This window comes from Polynucleobacter yangtzensis, assembly GCF_027924165.1.
GTDB classification, from domain to species: domain Bacteria; phylum Pseudomonadota; class Gammaproteobacteria; order Burkholderiales; family Burkholderiaceae; genus Polynucleobacter; species Polynucleobacter yangtzensis.
The window spans coordinates 191,815-213,829 of record NZ_AP026973.1; the positions used below are offsets into that span (position 1 = coordinate 191,815).

General features: G+C 46.5%; 19 protein-coding genes and 2 pseudogenes. 13 read left to right on the top strand and 8 right to left on the bottom strand.

All coding sequences use genetic code 11. The annotated features are described in order from the left end of the window. The first annotated feature begins 45 nt into the window (after positions 1-45). On the top strand, positions 46-1,461 hold the full coding sequence (locus QMF28_RS01060; RefSeq protein WP_068320700.1) for a high affinity choline transporter 1: 1,416 nt from the start codon (positions 46-48) through the stop codon (positions 1,459-1,461). 100 nt (positions 1,462-1,561) lie between these two features. Next, positions 1,562-2,581: a 2-dehydropantoate 2-reductase gene (locus QMF28_RS01065; protein WP_281742719.1), complete on the top strand. Its 1,020-nt coding sequence runs from the start codon at positions 1,562-1,564 to the stop codon at positions 2,579-2,581. A 74-nt stretch (positions 2,582-2,655) separates the two neighbouring features. Here QMF28_RS01065 and QMF28_RS01070 read toward each other — a convergent pair whose 3' ends face one another. After that, a complete protein-coding gene (locus tag QMF28_RS01070) occupies positions 2,656-3,423 on the bottom strand; it encodes a fumarylacetoacetate hydrolase family protein (protein WP_281742720.1) in 768 nt (255 codons plus the stop codon). 56 nt (positions 3,424-3,479) lie between these two features. On the opposite strand from QMF28_RS01070, the gene QMF28_RS01075 reads away from it, so the two are divergent. After that, complete coding sequence (locus QMF28_RS01075) at positions 3,480-4,415, top strand: reductase (protein WP_281742721.1); 936 nt, start codon at positions 3,480-3,482, stop codon at positions 4,413-4,415. Here the strand turns inward: QMF28_RS01075 and QMF28_RS01080 are convergent. Beyond that, positions 4,412-5,416: a polyprenyl synthetase family protein gene (locus QMF28_RS01080; RefSeq protein ID WP_281742723.1), complete on the bottom strand. Its 1,005-nt coding sequence runs from the start codon at positions 5,414-5,416 to the stop codon at positions 4,412-4,414. The genes QMF28_RS01075 and QMF28_RS01080 overlap by 4 nt on opposite strands. Positions 5,417-5,491: 75 nt before the next feature. On the opposite strand from QMF28_RS01080, the gene rplU reads away from it, so the two are divergent. The 4 genes and pseudogenes from rplU to proB all read left to right on the top strand — a co-directional run. Continuing rightward, on the top strand, positions 5,492-5,803 hold the full coding sequence (rplU, locus tag QMF28_RS01085; protein WP_011902040.1) for a 50S ribosomal protein L21: 312 nt from the start codon (positions 5,492-5,494) through the stop codon (positions 5,801-5,803). 18 nt (positions 5,804-5,821) lie between these two features. Further along, positions 5,822-6,082 carry a 50S ribosomal protein L27 gene (gene rpmA, locus QMF28_RS01090; protein ID WP_011902041.1) on the top strand — a complete coding sequence of 87 codons (261 nt, stop codon included), beginning with the start codon at positions 5,822-5,824 and terminating at the stop codon, positions 6,080-6,082. Between the two features lie 87 nt (positions 6,083-6,169). Continuing rightward, entirely contained in the window at positions 6,170-7,258 is a 1,089-nt protein-coding gene (gene obgE, locus QMF28_RS01095) for a GTPase ObgE (RefSeq protein WP_281742733.1), read from the top strand. Between the two features lie 21 nt (positions 7,259-7,279). Further along, positions 7,280-8,059, top strand: a pseudogene (gene proB / locus QMF28_RS01100) (glutamate 5-kinase); the annotation flags it as partial. 20 nt (positions 8,060-8,079) lie between these two features. Here proB and QMF28_RS01105 read toward each other — a convergent pair. Further along, positions 8,080-8,643, bottom strand: coding sequence for a CNP1-like family protein (locus QMF28_RS01105; protein WP_281742734.1), 564 nt, complete (start codon positions 8,641-8,643; stop codon positions 8,080-8,082). After that, a complete protein-coding gene (locus QMF28_RS01110) occupies positions 8,640-9,239 on the bottom strand; it encodes an RNA pyrophosphohydrolase (RefSeq protein WP_281742735.1) in 600 nt (199 codons plus the stop codon). Before QMF28_RS01110 ends, QMF28_RS01105 begins: the two co-directional genes overlap by 4 nt. A gap of 48 nt (positions 9,240-9,287) precedes the next feature. Between QMF28_RS01110 and QMF28_RS01115 the strand changes: the two genes are divergently transcribed. After that, a complete protein-coding gene (locus tag QMF28_RS01115; RefSeq protein WP_281742736.1) occupies positions 9,288-11,030 on the top strand; it encodes a proline--tRNA ligase in 1,743 nt (580 codons plus the stop codon). Positions 11,031-11,060: 30 nt separating this feature from the next. On the opposite strand, the gene ffh is transcribed toward QMF28_RS01115, so the two are convergent. After that, positions 11,061-12,443, bottom strand: a complete 1,383-nt coding sequence (gene ffh / locus QMF28_RS01120) for a signal recognition particle protein (protein WP_281742737.1) — start codon at positions 12,441-12,443, stop codon at positions 11,061-11,063. Between the two features lie 20 nt (positions 12,444-12,463). Between ffh and QMF28_RS01125 the strand changes: the two genes are divergently transcribed. From QMF28_RS01125 to QMF28_RS01145, 5 genes are all read left to right on the top strand, one after another. Continuing rightward, complete coding sequence (locus tag QMF28_RS01125) at positions 12,464-13,312, top strand: cytochrome C assembly family protein (RefSeq protein WP_281742738.1); 849 nt, start codon at positions 12,464-12,466, stop codon at positions 13,310-13,312. A gap of 3 nt (positions 13,313-13,315) precedes the next feature. Continuing rightward, a complete protein-coding gene (gene ampD, locus QMF28_RS01130) occupies positions 13,316-14,134 on the top strand; it encodes a 1,6-anhydro-N-acetylmuramyl-L-alanine amidase AmpD (RefSeq protein WP_281742739.1) in 819 nt (272 codons plus the stop codon). 330 nt (positions 14,135-14,464) lie between these two features. Continuing rightward, positions 14,465-17,374: a ribonucleoside-diphosphate reductase subunit alpha gene (locus QMF28_RS01135; protein ID WP_420865681.1), complete on the top strand. Its 2,910-nt coding sequence runs from the start codon at positions 14,465-14,467 to the stop codon at positions 17,372-17,374. A 44-nt stretch (positions 17,375-17,418) separates the two neighbouring features. Then, positions 17,419-18,603, top strand: coding sequence for a ribonucleotide-diphosphate reductase subunit beta (locus QMF28_RS01140; protein WP_281742740.1), 1,185 nt, complete (start codon positions 17,419-17,421; stop codon positions 18,601-18,603). Positions 18,604-18,935: 332 nt separating this feature from the next. Further along, the gene (locus QMF28_RS01145) at positions 18,936-19,253 is read left to right on the top strand and encodes a hypothetical protein (RefSeq protein WP_304608694.1); all 318 of its coding nucleotides are present in this window, start codon (positions 18,936-18,938) and stop codon (positions 19,251-19,253) included. A 214-nt stretch (positions 19,254-19,467) separates the two neighbouring features. On the opposite strand, the gene QMF28_RS01150 is transcribed toward QMF28_RS01145, so the two are convergent. From QMF28_RS01150 to prmA, 3 genes and pseudogenes are all read right to left on the bottom strand, one after another. After that, positions 19,468-20,427 (bottom strand): carbohydrate kinase family protein, encoded by a 960-nt coding sequence (locus QMF28_RS01150; protein WP_281742741.1) that lies wholly within the window; start codon positions 20,425-20,427, stop codon positions 19,468-19,470. Positions 20,428-20,481: 54 nt separating this feature from the next. Further along, complete coding sequence (locus QMF28_RS01155; protein WP_281743582.1) at positions 20,482-21,102, bottom strand: DUF3426 domain-containing protein; 621 nt, start codon at positions 21,100-21,102, stop codon at positions 20,482-20,484. Further along, a pseudogene (gene prmA, locus QMF28_RS01160) lies at positions 21,076-22,011 on the bottom strand (50S ribosomal protein L11 methyltransferase); the annotation flags it as partial. The pseudogene prmA and the gene QMF28_RS01155, both read right to left, overlap by 27 nt. Positions 22,012-22,015: the final 4 nt, after the last annotated feature.

A 22,015-nucleotide genomic window follows, 5' to 3' on the forward strand; every position in this document is an offset into this window, starting at 1 on the left:
ACATGGCCATATAATTTCATCACATTTCAGAAGGAGCATCTAGGCGTGCTAATTTGGTTCGTCATTATTTACTGGGTAGTCTCAGTGGGAATTGGTTTGTGGGCCGCCCTGCGAGTCAAAAATACTGCTGACTTTGCTGCGGCTGGTCATAGCCTTCCTCTGCCGATCGTTACTGCAACGGTATTTGCTACCTGGTTTGGATCTGAAACTGTTCTAGGAATTCCCGCCACTTTTCTGAAAGAAGGTTTGGGGGGTGTAGTTTCTGATCCATTCGGTTCATCTCTTTGTTTAATTTTGGTCGGCCTCTTTTTTGCGCGACATCTCTATAACCGTCGCATGCTCACGATTGGTGATTTCTTTCGCGAAAAGTATGGGCGCACTGTAGAGGTTTTAGTAACTCTCTGTATCGTGGTTTCCTACTTAGGTTGGGTAGCCGCACAAATTAAAGCTTTGGGTCTCGTATTTAATGTCGTGTCTGAGGGCAGTATTTCTCAGACGGGTGGTATGTTGATTGGTGCGGGTAGCGTGCTGATTTACACCTTGTTTGGGGGTATGTGGTCAGTTGCCATTACGGACTTTATTCAAATGATCATCATCGTGATTGGCATGCTTTATATCGGCGGTGAAATGACTTCTCAGACTGGTGGTATTGGCGTAGTCATTGAACATGCGGCCGCAGCTGGTCAATTCAGTAACTTCTGGCCGGATATGAATTTGGCGTCCATCTTAGGTTTTGTCGCCGCTTTGTGCACGATGATGTTGGGCTCTATTCCACAACAAGACGTCTTCCAGCGGATTACCTCATCTAAGAATGTCAATATTGCTGTTCAAGCTGCTTTGCTCGGTGGCGTGTTGTATTTCATTTTTGCTTTTGTGCCGATGTACTTGGCTTACTCAGCAACCTTGATTAGTCCGGATTTGGTGAAGCAATATTTAAATACAGATCCACAAATGATCTTGCCGAAACTGATTCTGAATCATGCGCCATTAATTGCGCAGGTAATGTTTTTTGGAGCGCTTTTATCGGCGATTAAGAGCTGCGCGAGTGCCACCTTATTGGCGCCATCAGTCACATTTGCTGAAAACATTGTGCGAGGCTTTTTTAAGCATTTGTCAGACCAGGATTTACTGAAGGTCATGAGAATTACCGTGCTCTGTTTCGCGGTGGTAGTGACATTCTTCGCCATCAACTCAAATCTTTCGATCTTCAAAATGGTTGAGAACGCCTATAAGGTGACTTTGGTAGCTGCTTTTGTTCCCCTAGCGTTTGGTGTGTATTGGTCAAGGGCCAATTCTTTAGGTGGCTTGTTGGCGGTGGTTGGGGGCCTTACGGTCTGGATCAGCTGCGAAACCTTGGCGCCTGATGCCATCATGCCCCCTCAATTAGCTGGGTTGGTGGCGAGTATTGCAGGCATGCTTTTAGGTAGCCTAGTGCCTAGAGATCAATTAAAAGCTATTTAAGTCAAAGGTTGCTTAAAAATTAAGCAACCTTAATTGCTGCAGTGCAAAAACCCAATTAAAATAAACCCAATTCAAAATTTTTAGTTCTTATGGAGTTCCTATGAAAATCTGTGTGATCGGTGGGGGTGGCGCTATTGGCGGTTACCTAGCTGTCATGTTGGCGCGAGCAGGCAACGATGTCACTGTTGTTGCTCGTGGCGCAACTTTAGCGGCGATTAAAGAGCGTGGTCTTGCTCTGATTATGGATGACCAACCAGAGCCTTTGGTTGCCCAAGTAAAAGCTGTGGAAAAAATTCGTGATGCTGAAACTCCAGATGTAGTCATTCTTGCAGTGAAGGCGCATCAAGTGGAGCCGATCATTGATGACTTAGCTGCGATCATGGGTCCAGAAACCATTTTGATTCCAATGCAAAACGGAATTCCTTGGTGGTATTTCCAGAAGCTTGGTGGCGACTATCAAGATCACTCCGTTGAAACGGTAGACGCTGGCGGCGTTGCTAAGAATGCGATTAATCCAAACAACATTATTGGTTGCGTAGTGTATCCAGCAACCTTTACTCAAGCGCCTGGCGTGATTCGTCACGTGGAAGGTAACCGCTTCCCGTTGGGCGAGCTGGATGGCAAGACTACAGAGCGCATTCAGAAGATGTCCGAGATGATGGGTGCGGCTGGATTTAAGTCACCCATCTTGGACGATATTCGTTCAGAGATCTGGCTCAAGCTTTGGGGCAATATGACTTTTAACCCAATCAGCTCTTTAACTCACGGTACCTTGGAAGGCATCTGCCAATACCCATTGACCAAAGAGTTGGCCCGTAACATGATGGCCGAAGCTCAGACTATTGCTGAGAAGTTGGGTGTTACTTTCCGTGTTGATATCGAGCGTCGTATTGCGGGCGCTGAAAAAGTTGGTAAACACAAAACTTCTATGTTGCAAGACTTAGAGGCTGGTCGTAGCTTGGAGATCGATGCTTTGTTAGGTTCAGTGATTGAGCTTGGCAAGATCACACAAACTCCAACCCCTTGCTTGAATACCGTTTTTGCTTTGACGAGGTATCTGGATGAAAACGTTCAAGCTTCAAAAGGCAGCTTGGCGTTGCCTTCAGTATCAGGCTACTAAAAAGTAAAGTTACCGCAAATAAAAAACCCTTGCTACTCAACATAGCAAGGGTTTTTGCTTTTCCAAGCCCTTAATTACTCGAAGCGATTATCGAGTTGTCCAACGCCATCAATGATGATGCTGACATTGCTACCAGGCTTCATTGAGCCGACGCCTACGGAAGTACCACAAGCAATGATGTCGCCCACTTCGAGCGGCACATCTTGTGAGATCAGACTGACCAATTTTGCAGGTGGGAAAATCATATCTGCAATTGGAAAGTTTTGACGCTCTTGATCATTGAGGATCGTCTTGATACTTAGCTTGCTTGGGTCTACATCAGTAGTGATGTAAGGGCCAAATACGCCAAAGGTATTAAAGCTCTTTGCACGTGTCCACTGCGCATAACCAGGATCGCGATTCAGAATTTCAATAGCAGTTACATCATTAATACAGGTGTAGCCAAAAATTGCTTTTGCAGCTTCTGCCTCATCCGCTTCATGGCAGCGCTTACCAATCACAATACCGAGCTCACCCTCATAAACTACTTTTCCTGTGTAGGATTTGGGCGTGCGAATCACTTGGTTTGCTGCCAAGAATGAGTTATTCCCTTTGAGGAAGTACAAAGGCTCGGCTGGCACCGCATGTTCAAGTTTGGTGACTAAGGCATGAAAGTTATCCACCATAGCAACCATTTTTGAAGGGGTGCATGGGATGTCGATAGTGACATCAGATAATTTGATGGTTTCACCGGTGGCCTTGGGTCCGTTGAATAAATCTCCTTCGTACACGGCGATTTGGTCGCCCTGCACCTGTCCTAAACCACTTTTTCCTTGATGCTGAAATCTAAGCCACTGAGCCATAATAAGTTCCTATGAAGTTAAATATTTGATATGCAATATCTTACAGGGATGAATTGATGTCTAAGACTTCTGAGCTTGAATTTGCACCAGAACAGGATCAGCCGGTTCGCTACATAGAGCGCACCCGCAGTTACTACTTGGGTTTGGGTTATGAAAATCCTTATGTTTGGGCTCACTACATTGATGTTCCATTTAGCCCCCTCAAAAAGCCGCTGACTCAATCAGTGCTGGGGCTCATTACTACGGCTGTCCCATATGACTCGGATAAGGGTCCGCAGGGTCAGGGCGCCCCTTACAACTCAACAGCTAAGTTTTATCAGCCGTACCAGCAATCCACCGAAGGGGAAGTTGATTTACGGATTGCTCATGTCGGCATTGATCGCAAGAATGCCAATATGGAAGATAGCAATTGCTGGTTTCCGCTAGAGGCTGCTAAAAGGGCATCTGCAACGGGGGAGGTGGGTGCGCTTTCACCTAATTTTTATGGCTTGCCTACTAATCGCAGTCAGCGCCATACATTGGAAATAGATGCGCCACTTATTTTAGAAATGCTTCAAGCGGATGGCGTAGATGTAGCAGTATTGATTCCGAATTGCCCGATCTGTCATCAGAGCCAAGGTTTATTGGCGCGGTATTTGGAGGCTGCGGGAATTTCAACTGTGGTGATGGGTGCTGCAAAGGATATTGTTGAGTATTGCGGCGTACCGCGATTGTTGTTTAGTGATTTTCCTTTGGGTAATGCTGCAGCAAAGCCGAATGACGTTGCTTCGCAGGATCTCAATTTTCAATTAGCTTTGCGTCTTCTGGAGTCTGCTCCTGCACCACGCACAACTGTTCAGTCACCATTAAGATGGTCTGATGATCCTTCATGGAAAATGGATTACTCCAATTTAGATAGATTGTCTTTACAGGAAATTGCTCGATTGCGTGAAGAGGCTGAGCAGACGCGAATTACAGCACGCGAACTGAGAGTGAAGACCCTAGGAACTTAGGTTTGTCTTGTAAGTGAATATGCGCAGAGCGCTTCTAGCGCCTGAGTAGCGGGGTTTGCAGGGAAGTCTTTGAGATAAGACAGAGCTAGGTCTGCTTCACGTTTAGCCGCTGCTTGCGTGTAATCCAGAGCACCAGAGTTTTGTACGGCAGCCAGGATTTGTGCAAAAACATCATCCGGTAAATCTTGGTTTTGCTCAATTGCTGCACGCACTAAAAGTCGTTCTTCGTTAGTGCCGTTTTCTAATAAGTAAATGAGTGGCAAGGTTGGTTTGCCTTCACGCAAATCATCACCAGCATTTTTTCCCATTTGTGCAGCATTGGCCGTGTAATCGAGAAGATCATCCATGAGCTGAAAAGCTGTGCCGATGTGACGGCCAAATGCAGCAGCTTGTTCGCGTTGTGCATCAGGAGCGTTGGCAAGAATAGCGCCTAACTCGGTAGAAGCTTCAAATAATTTAGCTGTTTTATAGCGAATGACTTGTAGGTAGCTAGCTTCATCAACTTCCGGATCATTCATGTTTAGGAGTTGCAAAACTTCGCCCTCGGCAATCGTATTGGTTGCATCCGACAGAATTTGCATCACCCTTAAGTCATTTGGACTCACCATCATTTGGAAGGCTCTGGAATACAAGAAATCGCCGACTAAAACGCTGGCAGCATTGCCAAAAGCAGCATTCGCAGTTTCGCGGCCTCTTCTGAGGGTGGATTCGTCGACTACGTCGTCATGAAGGAGGGTGGCTGTATGAATGAATTCAACAACAGCGGACATCTCCAAAATATGGGGGGTTTCTTTGCCATTAGCCAGGGATTTGGCCACCAACATCAAAAGGGCAGGCCTTACCCGTTTGCCGCCTGCCTGGATGATATAGGTTGAAATTTGGTCAATTAAGGCCACTTTTGAGGCCAAACGCTGACGGATAACCTCGTCTAAGGCCTTGAAATCTAAGGCAATTGGGGCCAGGATTTGGCTTAAGTCATTGGTTTTGACAGTGCTAGGCATGCAAGATATAATAATGGGCTTAGCTGGTCCAGGGTGGATTAGCTTAAATGTAGATATTAATTGAGGTTTCAAACCATGTACGCGGTCATAAAAACCGGTGGCAAACAGTATAAAGTTGCTGCAGGCGAAAAATTGAAAATAGAACAGATACCAGCGGAAATCGGCAGCGAAATCACTCTTGACCAAGTCCTCGCCGTTGGCGAAGGCGCTTCACTGAAATTAGGTGATCCATTGGTTAATGGTGCAGCTGTGATGGCCACTGTCGTCTCCCAGGGACGTCACGATAAAGTGACAATCTTTAAGATGCGCCGTCGCAAGCATTATCAAAAGCACCAAGGCCATCGTCAGAATTTCACTGAAATTTTGATCAACACGATTAAAGCCTAATTCAGGTAGGAGAAACAAATGGCACAGAAAAAAGGCGGCGGCTCAACACGAAATGGTCGCGACTCAGAATCGAAACGCTTAGGCGTTAAGGTATTTGGCGGCGAGCATATTAATGCTGGCAGCATCATCATTCGTCAACGTGGCACACGTGTTCATCCAGGTGCAAACGTTGGTATTGGTAAAGATCACACTTTGTTTGCCTTAATTGACGGACAAGTGGAATTCGGCGTTAAGGGTGCTTTGAAGAAGGCCCAAGTTTCAGTCCTGCCTCGTTCATAAGGCGCCTGACTGAGACTCGTTTGATTCAGATTTATTCCGAATTTAACTCTTAGGAACAGGCCTCGCTAAGCGAGGCCTTTTTTATTCATGAAATTTATAGACGAAGCACGTATTGAAGTAATTGCCGGGCAAGGTGGTGCCGGAAGTGCCTCTATGCGCCGTGAAAAGTTCATTGAATTTGGCGGTCCTGATGGCGGTGACGGCGGCAAGGGCGGTAGCGTCTGGGCAACGGCCGATCGCAATATCAATACTTTGATCGATTACCGCTACGCAAAAACGCACACTGCAAAAAATGGTGAGCCTGGTCGTGGCGCGGATTGTTATGGCCGTGCTGGCGATGACATTGAATTGCGCATGCCTGTTGGTACCATTATTTCCGACTACGAAACTGGCGAGCCTATCGCGGACTTAACTACGCATGGTGAGCGCCTTTGCTTAGCGCAGGGCGGTGTTGGTGGTTGGGGCAATATTCACTTTAAGAGCAGTACAAATAGAGCGCCGCGTCAAAAGACAAACGGCAAACCTGGCGAGCGTCGTAAATTGAAATTAGAGCTCAAGGTATTGGCTGACGTTGGTTTGTTGGGCATGCCTAATGCCGGTAAATCAACATTGATTACTGCTGTTTCGAATGCGCGTCCAAAGATTGCTGATTATCCATTTACAACCCTCCATCCAAATTTGGGTGTGGTGCGTGTGGGTGCTGAGCGAAGTTTTGTGATTGCCGATATTCCTGGTTTGATTGAGGGTGCGGCTGAAGGCGCTGGTTTGGGCCATCGCTTCTTGCGTCACTTGCAACGCACGGGTGTGCTGCTTCACTTGGTCGATATCGCTCCTTTTGATGCGAATGTTGATCCGGTAGCTGATGCTGTGGCGATTGTTAACGAGTTGCGTAAGTATGACGAAGCCTTGGTTGAAAAACCACGTTGGTTAGTGCTTAACAAAGTCGACATGATCCCTGAAGAGGATCGCAAAAAGGTTGTTGCTGACTTTGTGAAAAAGTTTAAGTGGAAAGGCCCTGTATTTGAGATATCTGCTTTGACCGGTATGGGCTGCGACAAGCTTTGCTACTCTTTGCAAGATTATTTAGATTCTGTGCGTCGTGATCGTGATGATGCTGATGAGCGTGCTCAAGATCCTCGCTATCAAGACCAGCTAGAAGATAAAAAACCAGATTAAATATTCCATTTGCTCTTTGCTATGAATGCTAAAAAAACTCAACGGATTGTTGTCAAAGTAGGTTCTAGTCTTGTCACCAATAATGGTGAAGGTTTGGATCATGCTGCGATTGCTATGTGGGCCGAGCAAATGGCAGGCCTATTAAAGGCTGGCCATGAGGTATTGATGGTGAGTTCAGGTGCAATTGCTGAGGGTATGCAACGTTTGGGATGGACCAAGCGTCCACAAGAAATTCATCAGCTACAGGCAGCTGCTGCAGTTGGTCAGATGGGTTTGGTGCAGGTTTATGAGAGTTGTTTTGCGCGCTTCAATTTGCGTAGCGCTCAGATTTTGCTGACGAATGCAGATTTGGCTGATGCGGAACGAAATGCCAATGCTAGAGCTACTCTGGACACGCTATTGAAGCTAGGTGTCGTTCCAATTATTAATGAGAATGACACCGTAGTTACCGATGAAATTAAGTTTGGTGACAATGACAGTCTTGCTGCATTAGTAACTAATTTAATTCATGCAGATCTCTTGGTTATTTTGACTGATCAAGGTGGTTTGTTTACTGCAGACCCACGTCAAAATCCTAATGCCACATTGTTAGCAGATGCTATTGCTGGCGATCCTACCTTAGAAAAAATGGCTGGTGGTGCAGCAAGCGAACTAAGCAAGGGTGGAATGCTCACGAAGGTATTAGCCGCCAAGATTGCTGTGAAGACTGGTGCAGCAACAGTAATTGCTTCTGGGCGCGAACCCAATGTCCTTACTCGTCTAATGGCGGGTGAGAAGATTGGCACTCGTCTGAGTGCCAAGTAATCCCTCAAAACTTTCTTTTACTGAATCCCGTTTGAATTGGTTGGCTTTTGCCCGCCAATAAAACCATTTGGGTTCAGTGAACTCAGGATATTTTTAATATTTTTTTCTTGAGAGTTGAAGTTGCAAAAAGCACCTTGAGCTAGAGAGGCTTGATAGCGGTTTGGTATATCGCTCTGGATGTTTTTCCAACTGCCAAGAGGGTTTTCTTTCCAACCAGTGCTTTCGTAGGTGCCGTAGAGGCGCCACTGAAATGAATCGCAACGAACACCTTCATATTGAGCTTGTTGACCACCGCTGGGGTTGGTAATTACAACGATGTAGCGTGTGACGCCATCAGCACCAATCAGGATTGAATCTGTATCTACCGCAAACTTGAAAACTGTTCGTTGAGATACGTAGAAGGGTACTAATGTTTTTTGGTTTGGTGGATTTAAGGGCATAGCAGTCGTACCCTCCTTAAATACCATCGGCGCAAATGGGTCCAGACCACTTTGTAGTGGGTCTCCAGCGCAGGCAGTCAAGCCGGCAGCCAAAATGAGGCAGTTTAGGGAAATAGCAATTCTGGGGAATATTTTTTTCATTTTGGTTTGTCTGATTTTTCTGAAGATTTGGGTTGATCTTCGTGTCCAGCATAAAAAGACTGGATCATATCCAGAGGAGTACCCCATGCCAGTTGCTGCATACGCATGCCCCTGGAAAGATAGCGTGCTAGCTCTGATAAAGCCAATTGATAGACTTCGCGTTTGAAGCCAATAACGGCATCTAATTGAATCCAAAATGGAACCCAGCGCCAAGCATCAAACTCGGGATGCTCCGAGGCGCGCAGTTGAATATCACTATCTAAACCTACTAGACGCAAGAGAAACCAGATTTGTTTTTGTCCGCGATAGGCGGCACGGTGGAGGCGGGTGGAGTTTTGGCGGCGCAGGTATTCCTCAGGGACGTCGTAGCGAAGCCAATCCCTGGTGCGTCCAATAATTTGGACATGCTCCGGTAGTAAGCCAACCTCCTCATGCAATTCGCGGTACATAGCCTGTTCAGGGCTTTCACCATGCTGAATCCCACCCTGCGGGAATTGCCACGAATGCTGCCCAACGCGTTTTCCCCAGAAAACCTCGTTACGGCTGTTGAGGAGGACAATGCCGACATTCGGGCGATACCCTTCACGGTCAAGCATGATCGTGCCTCAAATCCTTTAAAATCAACGATTTGATTATATCCATACATGAAAGCCTCACAATCATTTCTCGCCACGCTAAAAGAAGCCCCCTCCGACGCTGAGGTGGTTTCGCACAAGCTCATGGTGCGCGCAGGATTAATTCGCAAGCTCAGCGCAGGCGTCTACAACTATTTACCGCTGGGTTTGAAGGTGATTCGCAAGGTAGAAAACATCATTCGCGAAGAAATGAATCGTGCTGGCGCTATTGAATTGCTGATGCCGATGATTCAACCTGCTGAATTGTGGCAAGAGACTGGTCGCTGGGAAAAGATGGGTCCAGAGTTGCTGCGCATCAAAGATCGTCATGATCGTGATTTCTTGATCCAGCCAACTTCTGAAGAGGCGATTACAGATTTGGCTCGCAATGAGATAAAGAGTTACAAGCAATTGCCAGTCAACTTTTATCAAATCCAAACTAAGTTCCGCGATGAGCGTCGCCCTCGTTTTGGCATAATGCGTGGCCGAGAGTTCAGCATGAAAGATGCTTACTCATTTGATCGTGATGTTGAGGGTCTCAAGAAGTCTTATCAAATCATGTTTGATGCATACACCCGCATCTTCAAGCGAATGGGCCTCCAGTTCCGTGCGGTAACTGCTGACAATGGCGCCATTGGCGGCTCTGGCAGTCAAGAGTTCCACGTGATTGCCGATACGGGTGAAGATGCGATCGTGTATTGCCCTAATTCTGATTATGCAGCGAATTTAGAGGCTGCGGAGTCGTTAGCATTAATTGCTGCACGTGCTGCAGCTTCAGCGGCAATGAGCAAAGTTCCAACGCCTGATAAAACCAATTGCGCTGATGTGGCTAAGTTCTTAAATGTTCCGCTTGAGTCCACTGTGAAGTCCTTGCTGTTTGCTGCTGATCAAGAGAATGGTCCAGCCAAACTCTTTATGTTGTTGGTACGTGGTGACCATGAGCTCAATGAAGTAAAGGCCAGCAAGATTCCTGGTATGGCCGAATCTCGTTTTGCTACAGAAGCAGAAATTAAACAAGCTTGTAATGCACCTGCGGGCTATTTGGGCCCTGTTGGTGTTAGTGCTGATGTTACCGTTGTTGCTGATCGCACTGTTGCCAATATGGCAGATTTTGTTTGTGGTGCGAATGATGCTGGCCATCACTTAACCGGTGTGAACTGGGGCCGTGATTTACCTGAGCCTTTGGTTTTGGATATTCGTAATGCTGTCATTGGTGATCCTTCTCCAGACGGCAAAGGTGTTGTTGATATTTGCCGCGGTATTGAAGTGGGTCACGTATTCCAATTGGGCACGCGTTATTCAGAGGCGATGGGTTGCACTTACTTGGATCAACAGGGTAAAGCTCAGCCGATGGTGATGGGTTGTTACGGCATCGGTGTTACGCGTTTGCTTGGTGCTGCAATTGAACAAGGGCATGATGAGAAGGGCATTATTTGGCCAATCTCGATGGCTCCATTTGAAGTAGTGATCTGCCCAATGGGTTACGAAAAGTCAGAAGCAGTGAAAGCTGTGTGCGATCAATTGCATGATGAGTTATTGGCTGCAGGCATTGATGTGATTTTGGATGACCGCAATGAACGTCCAGGTGCGATGTTTGCTGACTGGGAGTTAATCGGAGCGCCGTTCCGTGTAGTCATTGGTGATCGTGGTTTGGCGGATTCTCAAGTGGAATTCAAAGGCCGCACTGATGCTGAATCTCAAAACATTCCGCTGGCCGAAATTAAGGCGAAAGTAATTGCTGCAGTTCAAGCTGCTAAGCAATCGATCGCTTAGACCGTCTCCTAAATTAGCTTTTAGATTTAGTTACTTCTTAAAGAGTCCGCCAATACCTTTGGCGGCTCCTTTTGCAGCCATGGTGGCCATGGTGCGCGCCATTTTTCCGCCCTTGAATTGCTTCATCATGGTTTGCATTTGCTCGAACTGTGCGAGCAGGCGATTGACTTCTTGAACTTCCACGCCAGAGCCCGCAGCAATACGACGCTTGCGACTGGCTTTCAGTAATTCAGGCTTTCTGCGCTCTTGAGGCGTCATGCTGTCAATAATTCCACGCATGCGTGTAGTTTGTTTATCAGCATTACTTAAATTAGTTTTGGAAGCCGCTTGCGCCATTTGACTGGGCAACTTATCCATCAGGCTGGCCATGCCACCCATCTTTTGCATTTGCATGAGTTGATCGCGGAAATCCTCAAGATCAAACCCACCTTTAGAAATCTTGCTGGCTAATTTTTCGGCTTTAGCAACATCGACATGCTGTTGAGCTTGTTCAACCAAGGCAAGGATATCTCCCATGCCCAGAATACGGTTTGCCATGCGCTCAGCATCAAATGCCTCAAGCCCATCCATCTTTTCGGCGACGCCGATGAATTTGAGTGGTACACCAGTAACTTGGCGAACTGAGAGTGCCGCACCACCACGGGAGTCACCATCTAACTTGGTCAGAATCACGCCAGTGAGTGGCAATGCCTCGTGGAAAGCCTTGGCGGTATTCACGGCATCTTGGCCGAGCATCGCATCAACCACGAATAAGGTTTCAATTGGATTAAGGCTGGCATGCAGAGTTTTGATTTCTTGCATGAGCACTTCATCAATACCAAGGCGACCTGCGGTATCAACGAGCACTACGTCAAAGTAGTGGCGACGAGCCCAATCTAGGGCAGCGAGCGCAATGTCATTTGGTTTTTGGCTGACATCGCTTGGGAAAAATTCAGCACCAACTTGCTTGGTAACAGTTTCTAATTGCTCAATCGCCGCTGGACGATAGACGTCGCATGAAACGGTGAGAACTTTCTTTTTCTTCTTCTCTCGCAACCATTTTGCTAGCTTGCCAACAGAGGTCGTTTTACCTGCACCCTGTAAGCCTGCCATCAAGATCACTGCCGGTGGTTGAGTAGCTAAATTGAGTTCACCACTTTGATTGGTGTCGCCCATCATCACTTGGGCAAGTTCGCGTTGCACTACGCCAACAAGAGCTTGTCCTGGGCTGAGGCTTCCAACCACTTCCTCGCCAAGGGCTTTAAATTTAATTTGCTCAAGCAGTGACTTCACTACTGGAAGCGCTACGTCAGCCTCTAATAGGGCTAAACGGATTTCCCGCAGCATTTCTGCGGTATTGGCTTCAGTAAGGCGGGCTTGGCCCCGCATTGTTTTAACAACGCGAGATAGGCGGTCGGTGAGGTTTTCTAGCATTTATCGATTAGACTTTCCAGATGGATATTTTAGGTTACTCAAGTTACGGATGGCTTCCTTCCGCACTTTATTTAGTGCTTTTGCTGGTTTTAAGCTTCAAAGCCAAGAGCGGCGTGGAGTCTAGGTTCTCAACAGCCATGGTTCAGGTTGCTATTTTTGTAATTTTGGTGATTCATGGGGTGCAGCTTCACGACTCTGTCTTCACTCCGGAGGGCTTTGTATTCGGTTTTGCGCAAGATTTATCCTTAATTGCATGGGTTGGCCTAGCCTTTTATTGGTTCCAGTCTTGGTTTTTGCCCATCTCCAGTCTGCGTTGGATGGCTCTAATGTTTGCGCTGATTTGCGCATTTCTCCCAAGTCTATTCCCCGGGGTCTTAATTTCGCCTAAGGCAGTTTCAGACCCTTGGTTCAAGGGTCACTTTGTTGTGGCGACGGTTGCAGTGGGCTTATTGAGTTTGGCGGCTATGCACGCCATGCTTATGAGCGTACAAGATCGTGCCTTGCATCGTCAGTTAGCCATTATTCCCAATGGAAGACTAGCTCATTGGTTGGAGGATCTTCCGCCCTTAATGACCATGGAGAGCCTCCTATTCAACTTGCTCTACGTTGGTTTTGCACTTCTAAGCTTGACGGTCTTCTCTGGTTTGCTCTTTTCTCAAACTCTGTTTGGTAAACCGTTGGTCTTTGATCACAAAACCATTTTTGCTTTGGTCTCATGGGTCTTGTTTGCAGGACTGCTTTTGGCTCGCTGGCGAGTAGGTTTGCGCGGTAGAGCTGCAATTCGTTGGGTATTAAGTGCTTACACAGCTTTACTGCTTGCTTATGTAGGCAGTCGCTTTGTGCTTGAAGTTATTTTGCAGAGAGTGTAATTCTTGTTTAAGTGGATTTTATTAATTGCAGGTGCTGGCCTTGTTTATCTTTGGATTAAGGGTAAAAAGCAGGCTAAGCTCAATGCTGAAAATCCCCCCAAACCCAGTAAAGATAAGCTTAAGAAGGCTGTCGATCCTGAGGTCATGGTGCAGTGTCAATATTGCAAAGTGCATCTTCCGCAACCAGAAGCAATTGCTTATGACGATCGTTTCTACTGCTCAAAAGAGCATCTGCACGATCTCGATTCTGAAGGCTGGATTGGTAATGCATATTGGCGCATTTCGCCTAACCAAGATATCAGACCTGAAAATATTCAACCTGATCTTGCGGTAATTCATCACATTAGTCTGCCACCTGGCGAATTTAGAAAGCAGGATTCCAGCGGATATATTGTGGATTTTTTTCAAAACAAGCTAGACCCAAATCAGCATCCCTATTTTGCGGAAATTGCCGATCAAAAAGTATCAAGCCATTTCTTGATAACACGCTCTGGATCGCTGGTGCAGTTCGTATCTACTCGCAAGAAAGCTTGGCATGCTGGGGTTTCTGAGTTTCTTGGTAGAGAAAAGTGCAATGACTTTTCTATTGGGATTGAGTTAGAGGGTGATGGTGACACACCATTTGAGGTCGCTCAATACCAAGCCTTAACAAACCTCATACAAAAATTGACAAGCTCATACCCTGACTTGCAATTTGCTGGACACAGCGATATTGCTCCTGAGCGTAAAACAGATCCTGGAATAAATTTTGATTGGAAAAAGTTCCAAAAAGAGACAGGAATTTCTGACAAAAAACTGCCTTTCGGTTTGGATTCTCGATAGGCAAGTTTTGTATGTGAGCGTCCGCTTACTTTTACAGCCTTTGTCTAAAAAGGGCTAAAAAATCCGCACCAAAATGACCCCAAAATTAGTAGAAAACTTAGTAAAAATACTAATAAATATTTGTCATAAATAGCTTACCAAATACTAAATATTTCCCTATACTTAGTGCCTAATGCACTTCAAGACACTAGATGTAGTGTTTGAATCCAGCAATACCCCATTGTTTTTTAACGATATTTTGTCCAAATAACTATATATAGACGCAGGAGCAACATGACATACGCTAATCCACAGACAGCAGACCAATCCGCTGGAGCGAATAACCCAGGAATGAGTCCTGCAGGGGCAATGAATCAAGCTCCTTCCGCCGGCTTTGTGGCTGGTGGTGTTGGTGGCACTCAGGCAACACAATTGTCTGATTACAAAATCATTCGCCGCAACGGTTCCGTTGTTGCTTTTGAACCATCCAAAATTGCCATTGCTGTAACCAAAGCATTTTTAGCGGTTAATGGCGGTCAAGGTGCTGCATCTGCACGCGTACGTGAGCAAGTTGAGCAATTGACACATTCTGTTGTGCGCGCATTGTTGCGTAGCCGTCCAAACGGTGGCACTTTCCACATTGAAGATATTCAAGACCAGGTTGAGTTGGCTTTGATGCGCAGCGGCGAGCACAACGTTGCTCGTGCCTACGTTCTCTATCGTGAGAAGCGCAACCAAGAACGCGCTGCTCAGCAAGAAGTTTCACAAGAAGCACAAACCGCTAATCAGGCTGGTGAGTCTGGTATCAAGGTGACGGATAACGGTGTTGAGAAGTGGCTTGATATGGCTGCTTTGCGCACAGTGATTGAGGCTGCTTGCGAAGGCTTGGGAACACATATTGATGCAACCCCAATCATCACTGAAACCATTAAGAATTTGTATGACGGCGTACCAATGGCGCAGGTGTATGACTCCGCGATCTTGGCATCCCGCACATTGATTGAAAAAGATCCTGCATACAGCCAAGTAACTGCGCGTATTTTGATGCATGTGATTCGTAAAGAAATCTTGGGCAAAGAAGTATTGCAAGGCGACATGCAAGCTGAGTACAGCACCTATTTTGCAAAGTACATCAACGAAGGAATTTCCGCTGAATTATTAGACCCACGCATGCGCGAGTTCGATTTGCCACGCCTAGCCGCAGCTTTGAATGCTAGCCGCGATTTGCAATTTAACTATCTCGGTTTGCAGACTTTGTATGACCGCTATTTCTTGCACATTGAAGACCGTCGCATTGAGATGCCACAGGCCTTCTTCATGCGCGTTGCAATGGGCTTGGCTCTGAATGAGTTGGATCGCGAGCGTCGTGCAATTGAGTTCTATGAAATCCTTTCTACATTTGATTTCATGTCCAGCACACCAACATTATTCAATTCAGCTACAACACGTCCACAGCTCTCTAGCTGCTACTTGACCACTGTAGATGATGACCTAGATGGCATTTATGAGGCATTGAAAGAAAATGCTTTGTTGTCTAAGTTTGCTGGCGGCTTGGGTAACGACTGGACTAACGTTCGTGCGTTGGGAAGCCATATCAAAGGTACTAACGGTAAATCACAAGGTGTTGTGCCATTCTTGAAGGTGGTGAATGACACTGCCGTAGCTGTTAACCAAGGCGGTAAGCGCAAGGGTGCGGTTTGCGCCTACTTGGAAACATGGCACTTAGATATCGAAGAGTTTTTGGAGTTGCGCAAGAACACAGGTGACGACCGTCGTCGTACCCATGACATGAATACCTCCAACTGGATTCCTGACTTGTTCATGAAGCGCGTTATGGAAGGTGGCGATTGGACTTTGTTCTCTCCATCTAATACCCCTGATTTGCATGACAAGTTTGGCAAAGCTTTTGAAGAAGCTTATGTTGCTTATGAGCAAAAAGCTGATCGTGGTGAATTGAAGCCATTCCGCCGCATTCCAGCGCAGCAATTGTGGCGCAAGATGCTCGGCATGTTGTTTGAAACTGGCCACCCATGGATCACATTTAAAGATCCTTGCAACATCCGTAGCCCACAGCAGCACATTGGCGTAGTTCACTCATCAAACCTCTGTACTGAGATCACTCTCAATACAAACGAGACTGAGATTGCGGTTTGTAACTTGGGTTCTGTGAACTTAACTGCTCACATGACAACTGATGCTAACGGCAAGATGATTTTGGATCACGAGAAGCTCCAAAGAACCGTTCGCACTGCAATGCGTATGTTGGACAACGTGATTGATATCAACTACTACGCAGTAGCTAAAGCTCGTAACTCCAATTTGAAGCATCGTCCGGTCGGTATGGGCATCATGGGCTTCCAGGATTGCTTGCATATGCAACGTATTCCTTACGCTAGTGATGAAGCCGTGAAGTTTGCTGATTCTTCCATGGAAGCGGTTTGCTACTACGCTTATCAAGCATCCAATGAATTGGCTGAAGAGCGCGGCGTTTACAGCACATACAAAGGTTCATTGTGGGATCGCGGCATCCTCCCGCAGGATTCAGTAGCAATGTTGGCAGCTGAGCGTGGCGGTTATGTGGAGGTAGACAACTCTTCCACTATGGATTGGAGCGGTTTACGTGCACGTATCAAGCAACACGGTATGCGCAACTCAAACTGTGTAGCGATTGCGCCAACAGCAACGATTTCCAACATTATTGGTGTTTCTGCTTGTATCGAGCCTACATTCCAGAACTTGTTCGTGAAATCCAACCTTTCTGGCGAATTCACAGTGGTGAACGAGTACTTGGTGCGTGATTTGAAAGATCGCGGCCTCTGGGATGAAGTCATGATTGCCGATTTGAAGTACTTTGACGGCACTTTGTCTAAGATCGATCGCATTCCACAAGATTTGCGTGATTTGTACGCAACAGCCTTTGAGGTTGAGCCGACCTGGTTGGTTGAGGCAGCTTCTCGTCGTCAAAAGTGGATTGACCAAGCGCAGTCATTGAATATCTACATGGCCGGCGCTTCTGGCAAGAAATTGGATGACACCTACAAGTTGGCTTGGTTGCGCGGCTTGAAGACGACTTACTACCTCCGCACAATGGCTGCTACTCACGTTGAGAAATCAACTGTTGCTAGCGGTCAGTTGAATGCAGTTTCAAGCGGTGGTGGCGTGAACGGTACAGATGCTGCAGCAGCACAAGAGGCAGATGGTCCGGTTTGCACAATGCGCCCAGGCGATGCAGGATTTGAAGAATGTGAAGCATGCCAATAAGCGATTCGCTTATTGGTGATAAATAGAAGAATTAGGAGAGAGTTATGTTGAATTGGGAAGAGGAAGTTGCTCCAGCGCTAGCGAAAGCTGGTATTGCACCGCAGCCGGTTGCAGTGGAGCCACAGCGTCCACAGCCAGATCAAGTGGCAATGGCACCACAAGCTGCAGCACCTGCGTCAGTGGCAGCCGCTAATTTATCTGGCGGCGCTGCCTTGCGTGTAAACGCCGCTGATAAGCGCGTGATTAATGCTAAGACTGACGTAAATCAGCTGGTTCCATTTAAGTACAAATGGGCTTGGGAAAAGTATTTGGCAGGTTGTGCAAACCACTGGATGCCACAAGAGATCAATATGAACCGCGATATCGCGCTTTGGAAAGATCCAAATGGTCTGACAGAAGACGAGCGTCGCATTATTAAACGCAATCTTGGTTTCTTCACAACAGCTGATTCTTTGGCTGCAAACAATATTGTTTTGGGTACTTATCGCCACATTACCGCTCCAGAATGCCGCCAATACCTATTGCGCCAGGCTTTTGAGGAAGCGATTCACACCCATGCGTACCAATATATTGTGGAATCTTTAGGCTTAGATCAGTCTGAAATCTTCAATGCGTACAACGAGATTGAGTCAATTCGCGCTAAAGACCAGTTCTTAATTCCCTTTATCGACGTATTAACAGACCCAAATTTCAAGACTGGCACATTAGAAAACGATCAAAAGTTACTTCGTTCGCTGATTGTTTTTGCTTGCGTGATGGAAGGTTTGTTCTTTTATGTTGGTTTTACGCAAATACTTGCAATGGGTCGTCAAAACAAAATGACGGGTGCTGCTGAGCAGTATCAATACATCCTTCGCGACGAGTCTATGCATTGCAATTTTGGTATCGATTTGATTAATCAAATCAAGCTGGAGAACCCGCAGTTATGGACTTCCGCGTTCAAAGACGAGATCAAATCTATCTTCGAAAAAGCGGTCGAATTGGAGTACCGTTACGCTGAAGATACGATGCCTCGCGGAGTGCTCGGATTGAACGCTCCGATGTTCAAAGGGTACCTAAGATACATTTGTAATCGCAGATGTTTGCAAATAGGACTTGACGCGATGTTCCCAAATGAAGAGAATCCATTTCCATGGATGTCAGAAATGATTGATCTGAAAAAAGAACGAAACTTTTTTGAGACACGCGTTATTGAGTATCAAACCGGTGGTGCGCTTAGTTGGGAGTAGTAAGACTGAAGTAAAGCGCACAACTGGCTAAATAGGAGATTAGACGGTTGGATAGTTTTAGAAGTCAGCAAAACCAGACTCAAATCCGAAAACCCTTGCTCAAGGGTGCCTGGGCTATTCTCTCTATTTTTTCCAGCACATTTAAGAAGCCGTTGTCCTTCGGGGCCACGGCTTTTTTTCCAAGATTCATTAGCGTGCAGCACTTAGTATCAAGCCGCGCGCCGATGAATGGCTCGCTCGTCAGATCCAAAAGGTTGCAAAACCAGGCGGAAATGAGTGGTCGGGTCTTCTTAATGTAGTTTGTACTAATCCTCACGTGAAGGAGCATTACTATGGCAACTGCCAAGAAAAAACCTGCTGCAAAGAAACCAGCTGCGAAGAAAAAAGTAGCTGCTAAGAAGCCTGCTGCTAAAAAAGTAGCTGCTAAGAAGAAGCCTGCTGCTAAGAAAAAAGTAGCTGCTAAGAAGCCTGCTGCTAAAAAAGTAGCCAAAAAGCGTCCTGCTGCTAAAAAAGCTGCTGCTAAGAAGCCTGCTGCTAAAAAAGTAGCTAAAAAGAAGCCTGCTGCTAAGAAAAAAGCTGCTGCTAAGAAGCCTGCTGCTAAAAAAGCTGCAAAAAAGGTTGCTAAAAAGCGCGTAGCAAAAAAAAAGTAAGTAAGCCTGCTGCGAAGAAAGCGGGCTCTGCTGTAAAAAAGCCCGCGGCTAAGAAAGCTGCACCAGCGACTAGTGCGTTGAATCCTGCCGCTGCTTGGCCCTTCCCAACTGGCACACGTCCTTAATCAGACGGGTGTTACTAGAAGGGGTCTCTCACGAGACCCCTTTTTTTATTGCCAAAATTTGGGCGGCTGAAAGAAAAACCAAAGAATGCTTAGAAGCTAAAGCCAAACGCTGCTTTAAATTGGCTAGCAATCTGATCTTTGCTTAATTGGTGATTTTGTGGTCCTTGATGGGTAATTTTGATTGATCCCATGAGGCTTGCCAGGCGACCAGTAGTCTCCCAGTCCATGCCATTTTCTAACCCAAAGAGTAAGCCGCCGCGGAATGCATCACCGCAACCAGTTGGGTCAACCACTTTTGCTGCTGGTACTGACGGAATAGCAATACATTTGCCATCAACATAGATATCGGCCCCTTCAGCACCTTTGGTAACAATCAGCGCCTTCACTCGCTCAGCGACTTTTGCCAAGCTCAATCCTGTTCTTTGTGAAAGCATTTCACCTTCATAGTCATTGACGGCTAAGTAACTAGCGATATCGACCAGTTCAAGCAACTCAGGGCCGTTGAACATCGGCAAGCCTTGGCCTGGATCAAAGATAAACGGAATATTGGCATCAGCCAATTGATGGCAGTGCTCCCACATGCCTTGACGACCATCGGGGGCGACAATTCCCAACTTCGCCGGGCCTTTAGCATTTTTATTGCGCTCCGCCACAACCGCAGAAACTTGATTTAAGTGTGATTCGCCCATTGCACCTGGATGAAAGGCGGTAATTTGATTATTCGCCTGATCGGTGGTGATCATGGCTTGGGCGGTAAACGCATTTTCGATCTGGCGAATATGGCTCGCATCAATCTTGAGTTGCTCAAGGTGGTTCATGTACGGTACCGCATCGCCACCAACGGTAGCCATGATGATGGGATCGCCACCCAAAAGATTAAGGTTGTAAGCAATATTGCCCGCACAACCACCAAATTCGCGACGCATGGTTGGAACCAAAAAGGCTACGTTCAGGATATGAATCTGCTCAGGCAGGATTTGATCGGCAAATTTGCCTTCAAAATTCATGATGGTGTCGTAGGCGATAGAGCCACAGATCAAGCTAGCCATAAATTGCTTTCTTTATAAAAAATGAGGGGATAAATGTGATGTTGATGAATGGATTTAGGGGTAGAGCACCCGTACGCGATAACCCGCGGCATTTGGTGGAAGTGAAATAGGTAGCTCAATCTGTAAAAGCTCGCCAGAAGGGACCCCCTTTTTAAAAAAATCAGGATGAGTCTCTTGCCAAGTTTTGGGAAGCCATTCTTGCGGGGTAAATTGCAGTGATTTGATTTCAGATTCTTCTGCATCAGTCAAAGTAATTTCTAAATTTGGCGGTAAAACAGTAATAGCAAGACGATTTTGTATCTCAACTTGCAACATAGATTGATTTGCGACGCTTTTAAGCCCTTCTCGAGCGTTTTCTGGTGAAAGTGTGGCTGAAGTTATTTTCCAAGCGGCAAAATCGCTTACAGCGCGATCTAGACATCCTAGTGCGCGACAAAGTTTTGCATCTACACGCTGTAAAACAGAAAATGAATTCACAAAAAAAGAATTTGATGTGCCATCAACGCGTGGTGCAAGTGCTGGAAGCAATGAATTTCTTGAGAGATGCTCTCCAAAAACCAGCAAGAGCAGCAATAAGCCTGCGTAAAGTACTAATTTAAGACTTTTTTTTTGAGCAGATGGAGCAAAAGCAGCATTGGCAGCACTTTGCTTCTCTTGGTTGAGGGTGCCATGCAAACAAACCCAACCTTCGCTCTCTTTCCAGACTGAAAGCGTTAGCCATTGACTGTAAGTGGCAATTACCTCTTCAGCTTGGCGTGCAAGTACGCCCGATAAAACAATCCGACCGCCCAATTTCATCTTATTTACCAGCGCTGGAGCAAGCACTTGCAGTGGGTTGGCCAAAATATTGGCCATAACAATGTCGTATTTGGTTTCTGCAGCTAACTCTGTGGCACCTTCATTTGGTAACACGAAAGTAATGGTGGTGTTATTGATTTCTGCATTACTGCGTGCCGCAACCATGGCTTGTGGGTCGATATCAGTGCCAATAACAGGGTTGCAACCTAACTTAGCTGCAGCAATGGCCAAGATTCCTGAGCCACAGCCGTAATCCAAAAAGCTCTGGTTCTGAAGATTTTTTTGTTGCTCAAGCCAAAGTAGGCATAAATGGGTAGTGGGATGACTGCCTGTACCAAAGGCAAGCCCTGGATCAACGGCTAGGCAAATCGTATTTGGATCGGTTGGCGCATCATGCCATGAAGGCACTACCCAAATGCGCTCACCAATTTGAATGGGTGCAAATTGACTTTGAGTTAGTCGAACCCAGTCTTGCTCTTCAACTGTTTTTTCTTGGGGAGGCGCTAAGTTAAAGCCTGCATCTTTTAAGGAAGCAAGCAGCTCCGGGATAAATTCCGCGCTGTCAGAAGCGTCAATCTCAGGATTAAATAGGGCAGTTACTGCAGATCGATCCCAAGCTTGCACTTCTGGTGAAAGCCCTGGCTCTCCGTAGAGAGGATTTTCATCGTATCCACCAGCAGCATCATCCTCGACGGTGACTGATAGAGCGCCCAAGTCCAAAAGCGCATCACCTAAAGGTTCTGCGGTTTCGGCAGCTACCGTGAATACCAGTTCACGATAAGACATGAGG

Excerpts from the sequence above, each read along its gene's own strand:
- QMF28_RS01110 (WP_281742735.1), bottom strand. The coding sequence starts at position 9,239 with ATGCTTGACCGTGAAGGGTATCGCCCGAATGTCGGCATTGTCCTCCTC.
- QMF28_RS01115 (WP_281742736.1), top strand. The coding sequence starts at position 9,288 with ATGAAAGCCTCACAATCATTTCTCGCCACGCTAAAAGAAGCCCCCTCC.
- ffh (WP_281742737.1), bottom strand. The coding sequence starts at position 12,443 with ATGCTAGAAAACCTCACCGACCGCCTATCTCGCGTTGTTAAAACAATG.
- QMF28_RS01105 (WP_281742734.1), bottom strand. The coding sequence starts at position 8,643 with ATGAAAAAAATATTCCCCAGAATTGCTATTTCCCTAAACTGCCTCATT.
- QMF28_RS01150 (WP_281742741.1), bottom strand. The coding sequence starts at position 20,427 with ATGGCTAGCTTGATCTGTGGCTCTATCGCCTACGACACCATCATGAAT.
- QMF28_RS01070 (WP_281742720.1), bottom strand. The coding sequence starts at position 3,423 with ATGGCTCAGTGGCTTAGATTTCAGCATCAAGGAAAAAGTGGTTTAGGA.
- QMF28_RS01080 (WP_281742723.1), bottom strand. The coding sequence starts at position 5,416 with ATGCCTAGCACTGTCAAAACCAATGACTTAAGCCAAATCCTGGCCCCA.
- QMF28_RS01065 (WP_281742719.1), top strand. The coding sequence starts at position 1,562 with ATGAAAATCTGTGTGATCGGTGGGGGTGGCGCTATTGGCGGTTACCTA.
- QMF28_RS01135 (WP_420865681.1), top strand. The coding sequence starts at position 14,465 with ATGAGTCCTGCAGGGGCAATGAATCAAGCTCCTTCCGCCGGCTTTGTG.
- QMF28_RS01075 (WP_281742721.1), top strand. The coding sequence starts at position 3,480 with ATGTCTAAGACTTCTGAGCTTGAATTTGCACCAGAACAGGATCAGCCG.
- QMF28_RS01145 (WP_304608694.1), top strand. The coding sequence starts at position 18,936 with ATGGCAACTGCCAAGAAAAAACCTGCTGCAAAGAAACCAGCTGCGAAG.
- QMF28_RS01125 (WP_281742738.1), top strand. The coding sequence starts at position 12,464 with ATGGATATTTTAGGTTACTCAAGTTACGGATGGCTTCCTTCCGCACTT.
- QMF28_RS01140 (WP_281742740.1), top strand. The coding sequence starts at position 17,419 with ATGTTGAATTGGGAAGAGGAAGTTGCTCCAGCGCTAGCGAAAGCTGGT.
- obgE (WP_281742733.1), top strand. The coding sequence starts at position 6,170 with ATGAAATTTATAGACGAAGCACGTATTGAAGTAATTGCCGGGCAAGGT.
- rpmA (WP_011902041.1), top strand. The coding sequence starts at position 5,822 with ATGGCACAGAAAAAAGGCGGCGGCTCAACACGAAATGGTCGCGACTCA.
- rplU (WP_011902040.1), top strand. The coding sequence starts at position 5,492 with ATGTACGCGGTCATAAAAACCGGTGGCAAACAGTATAAAGTTGCTGCA.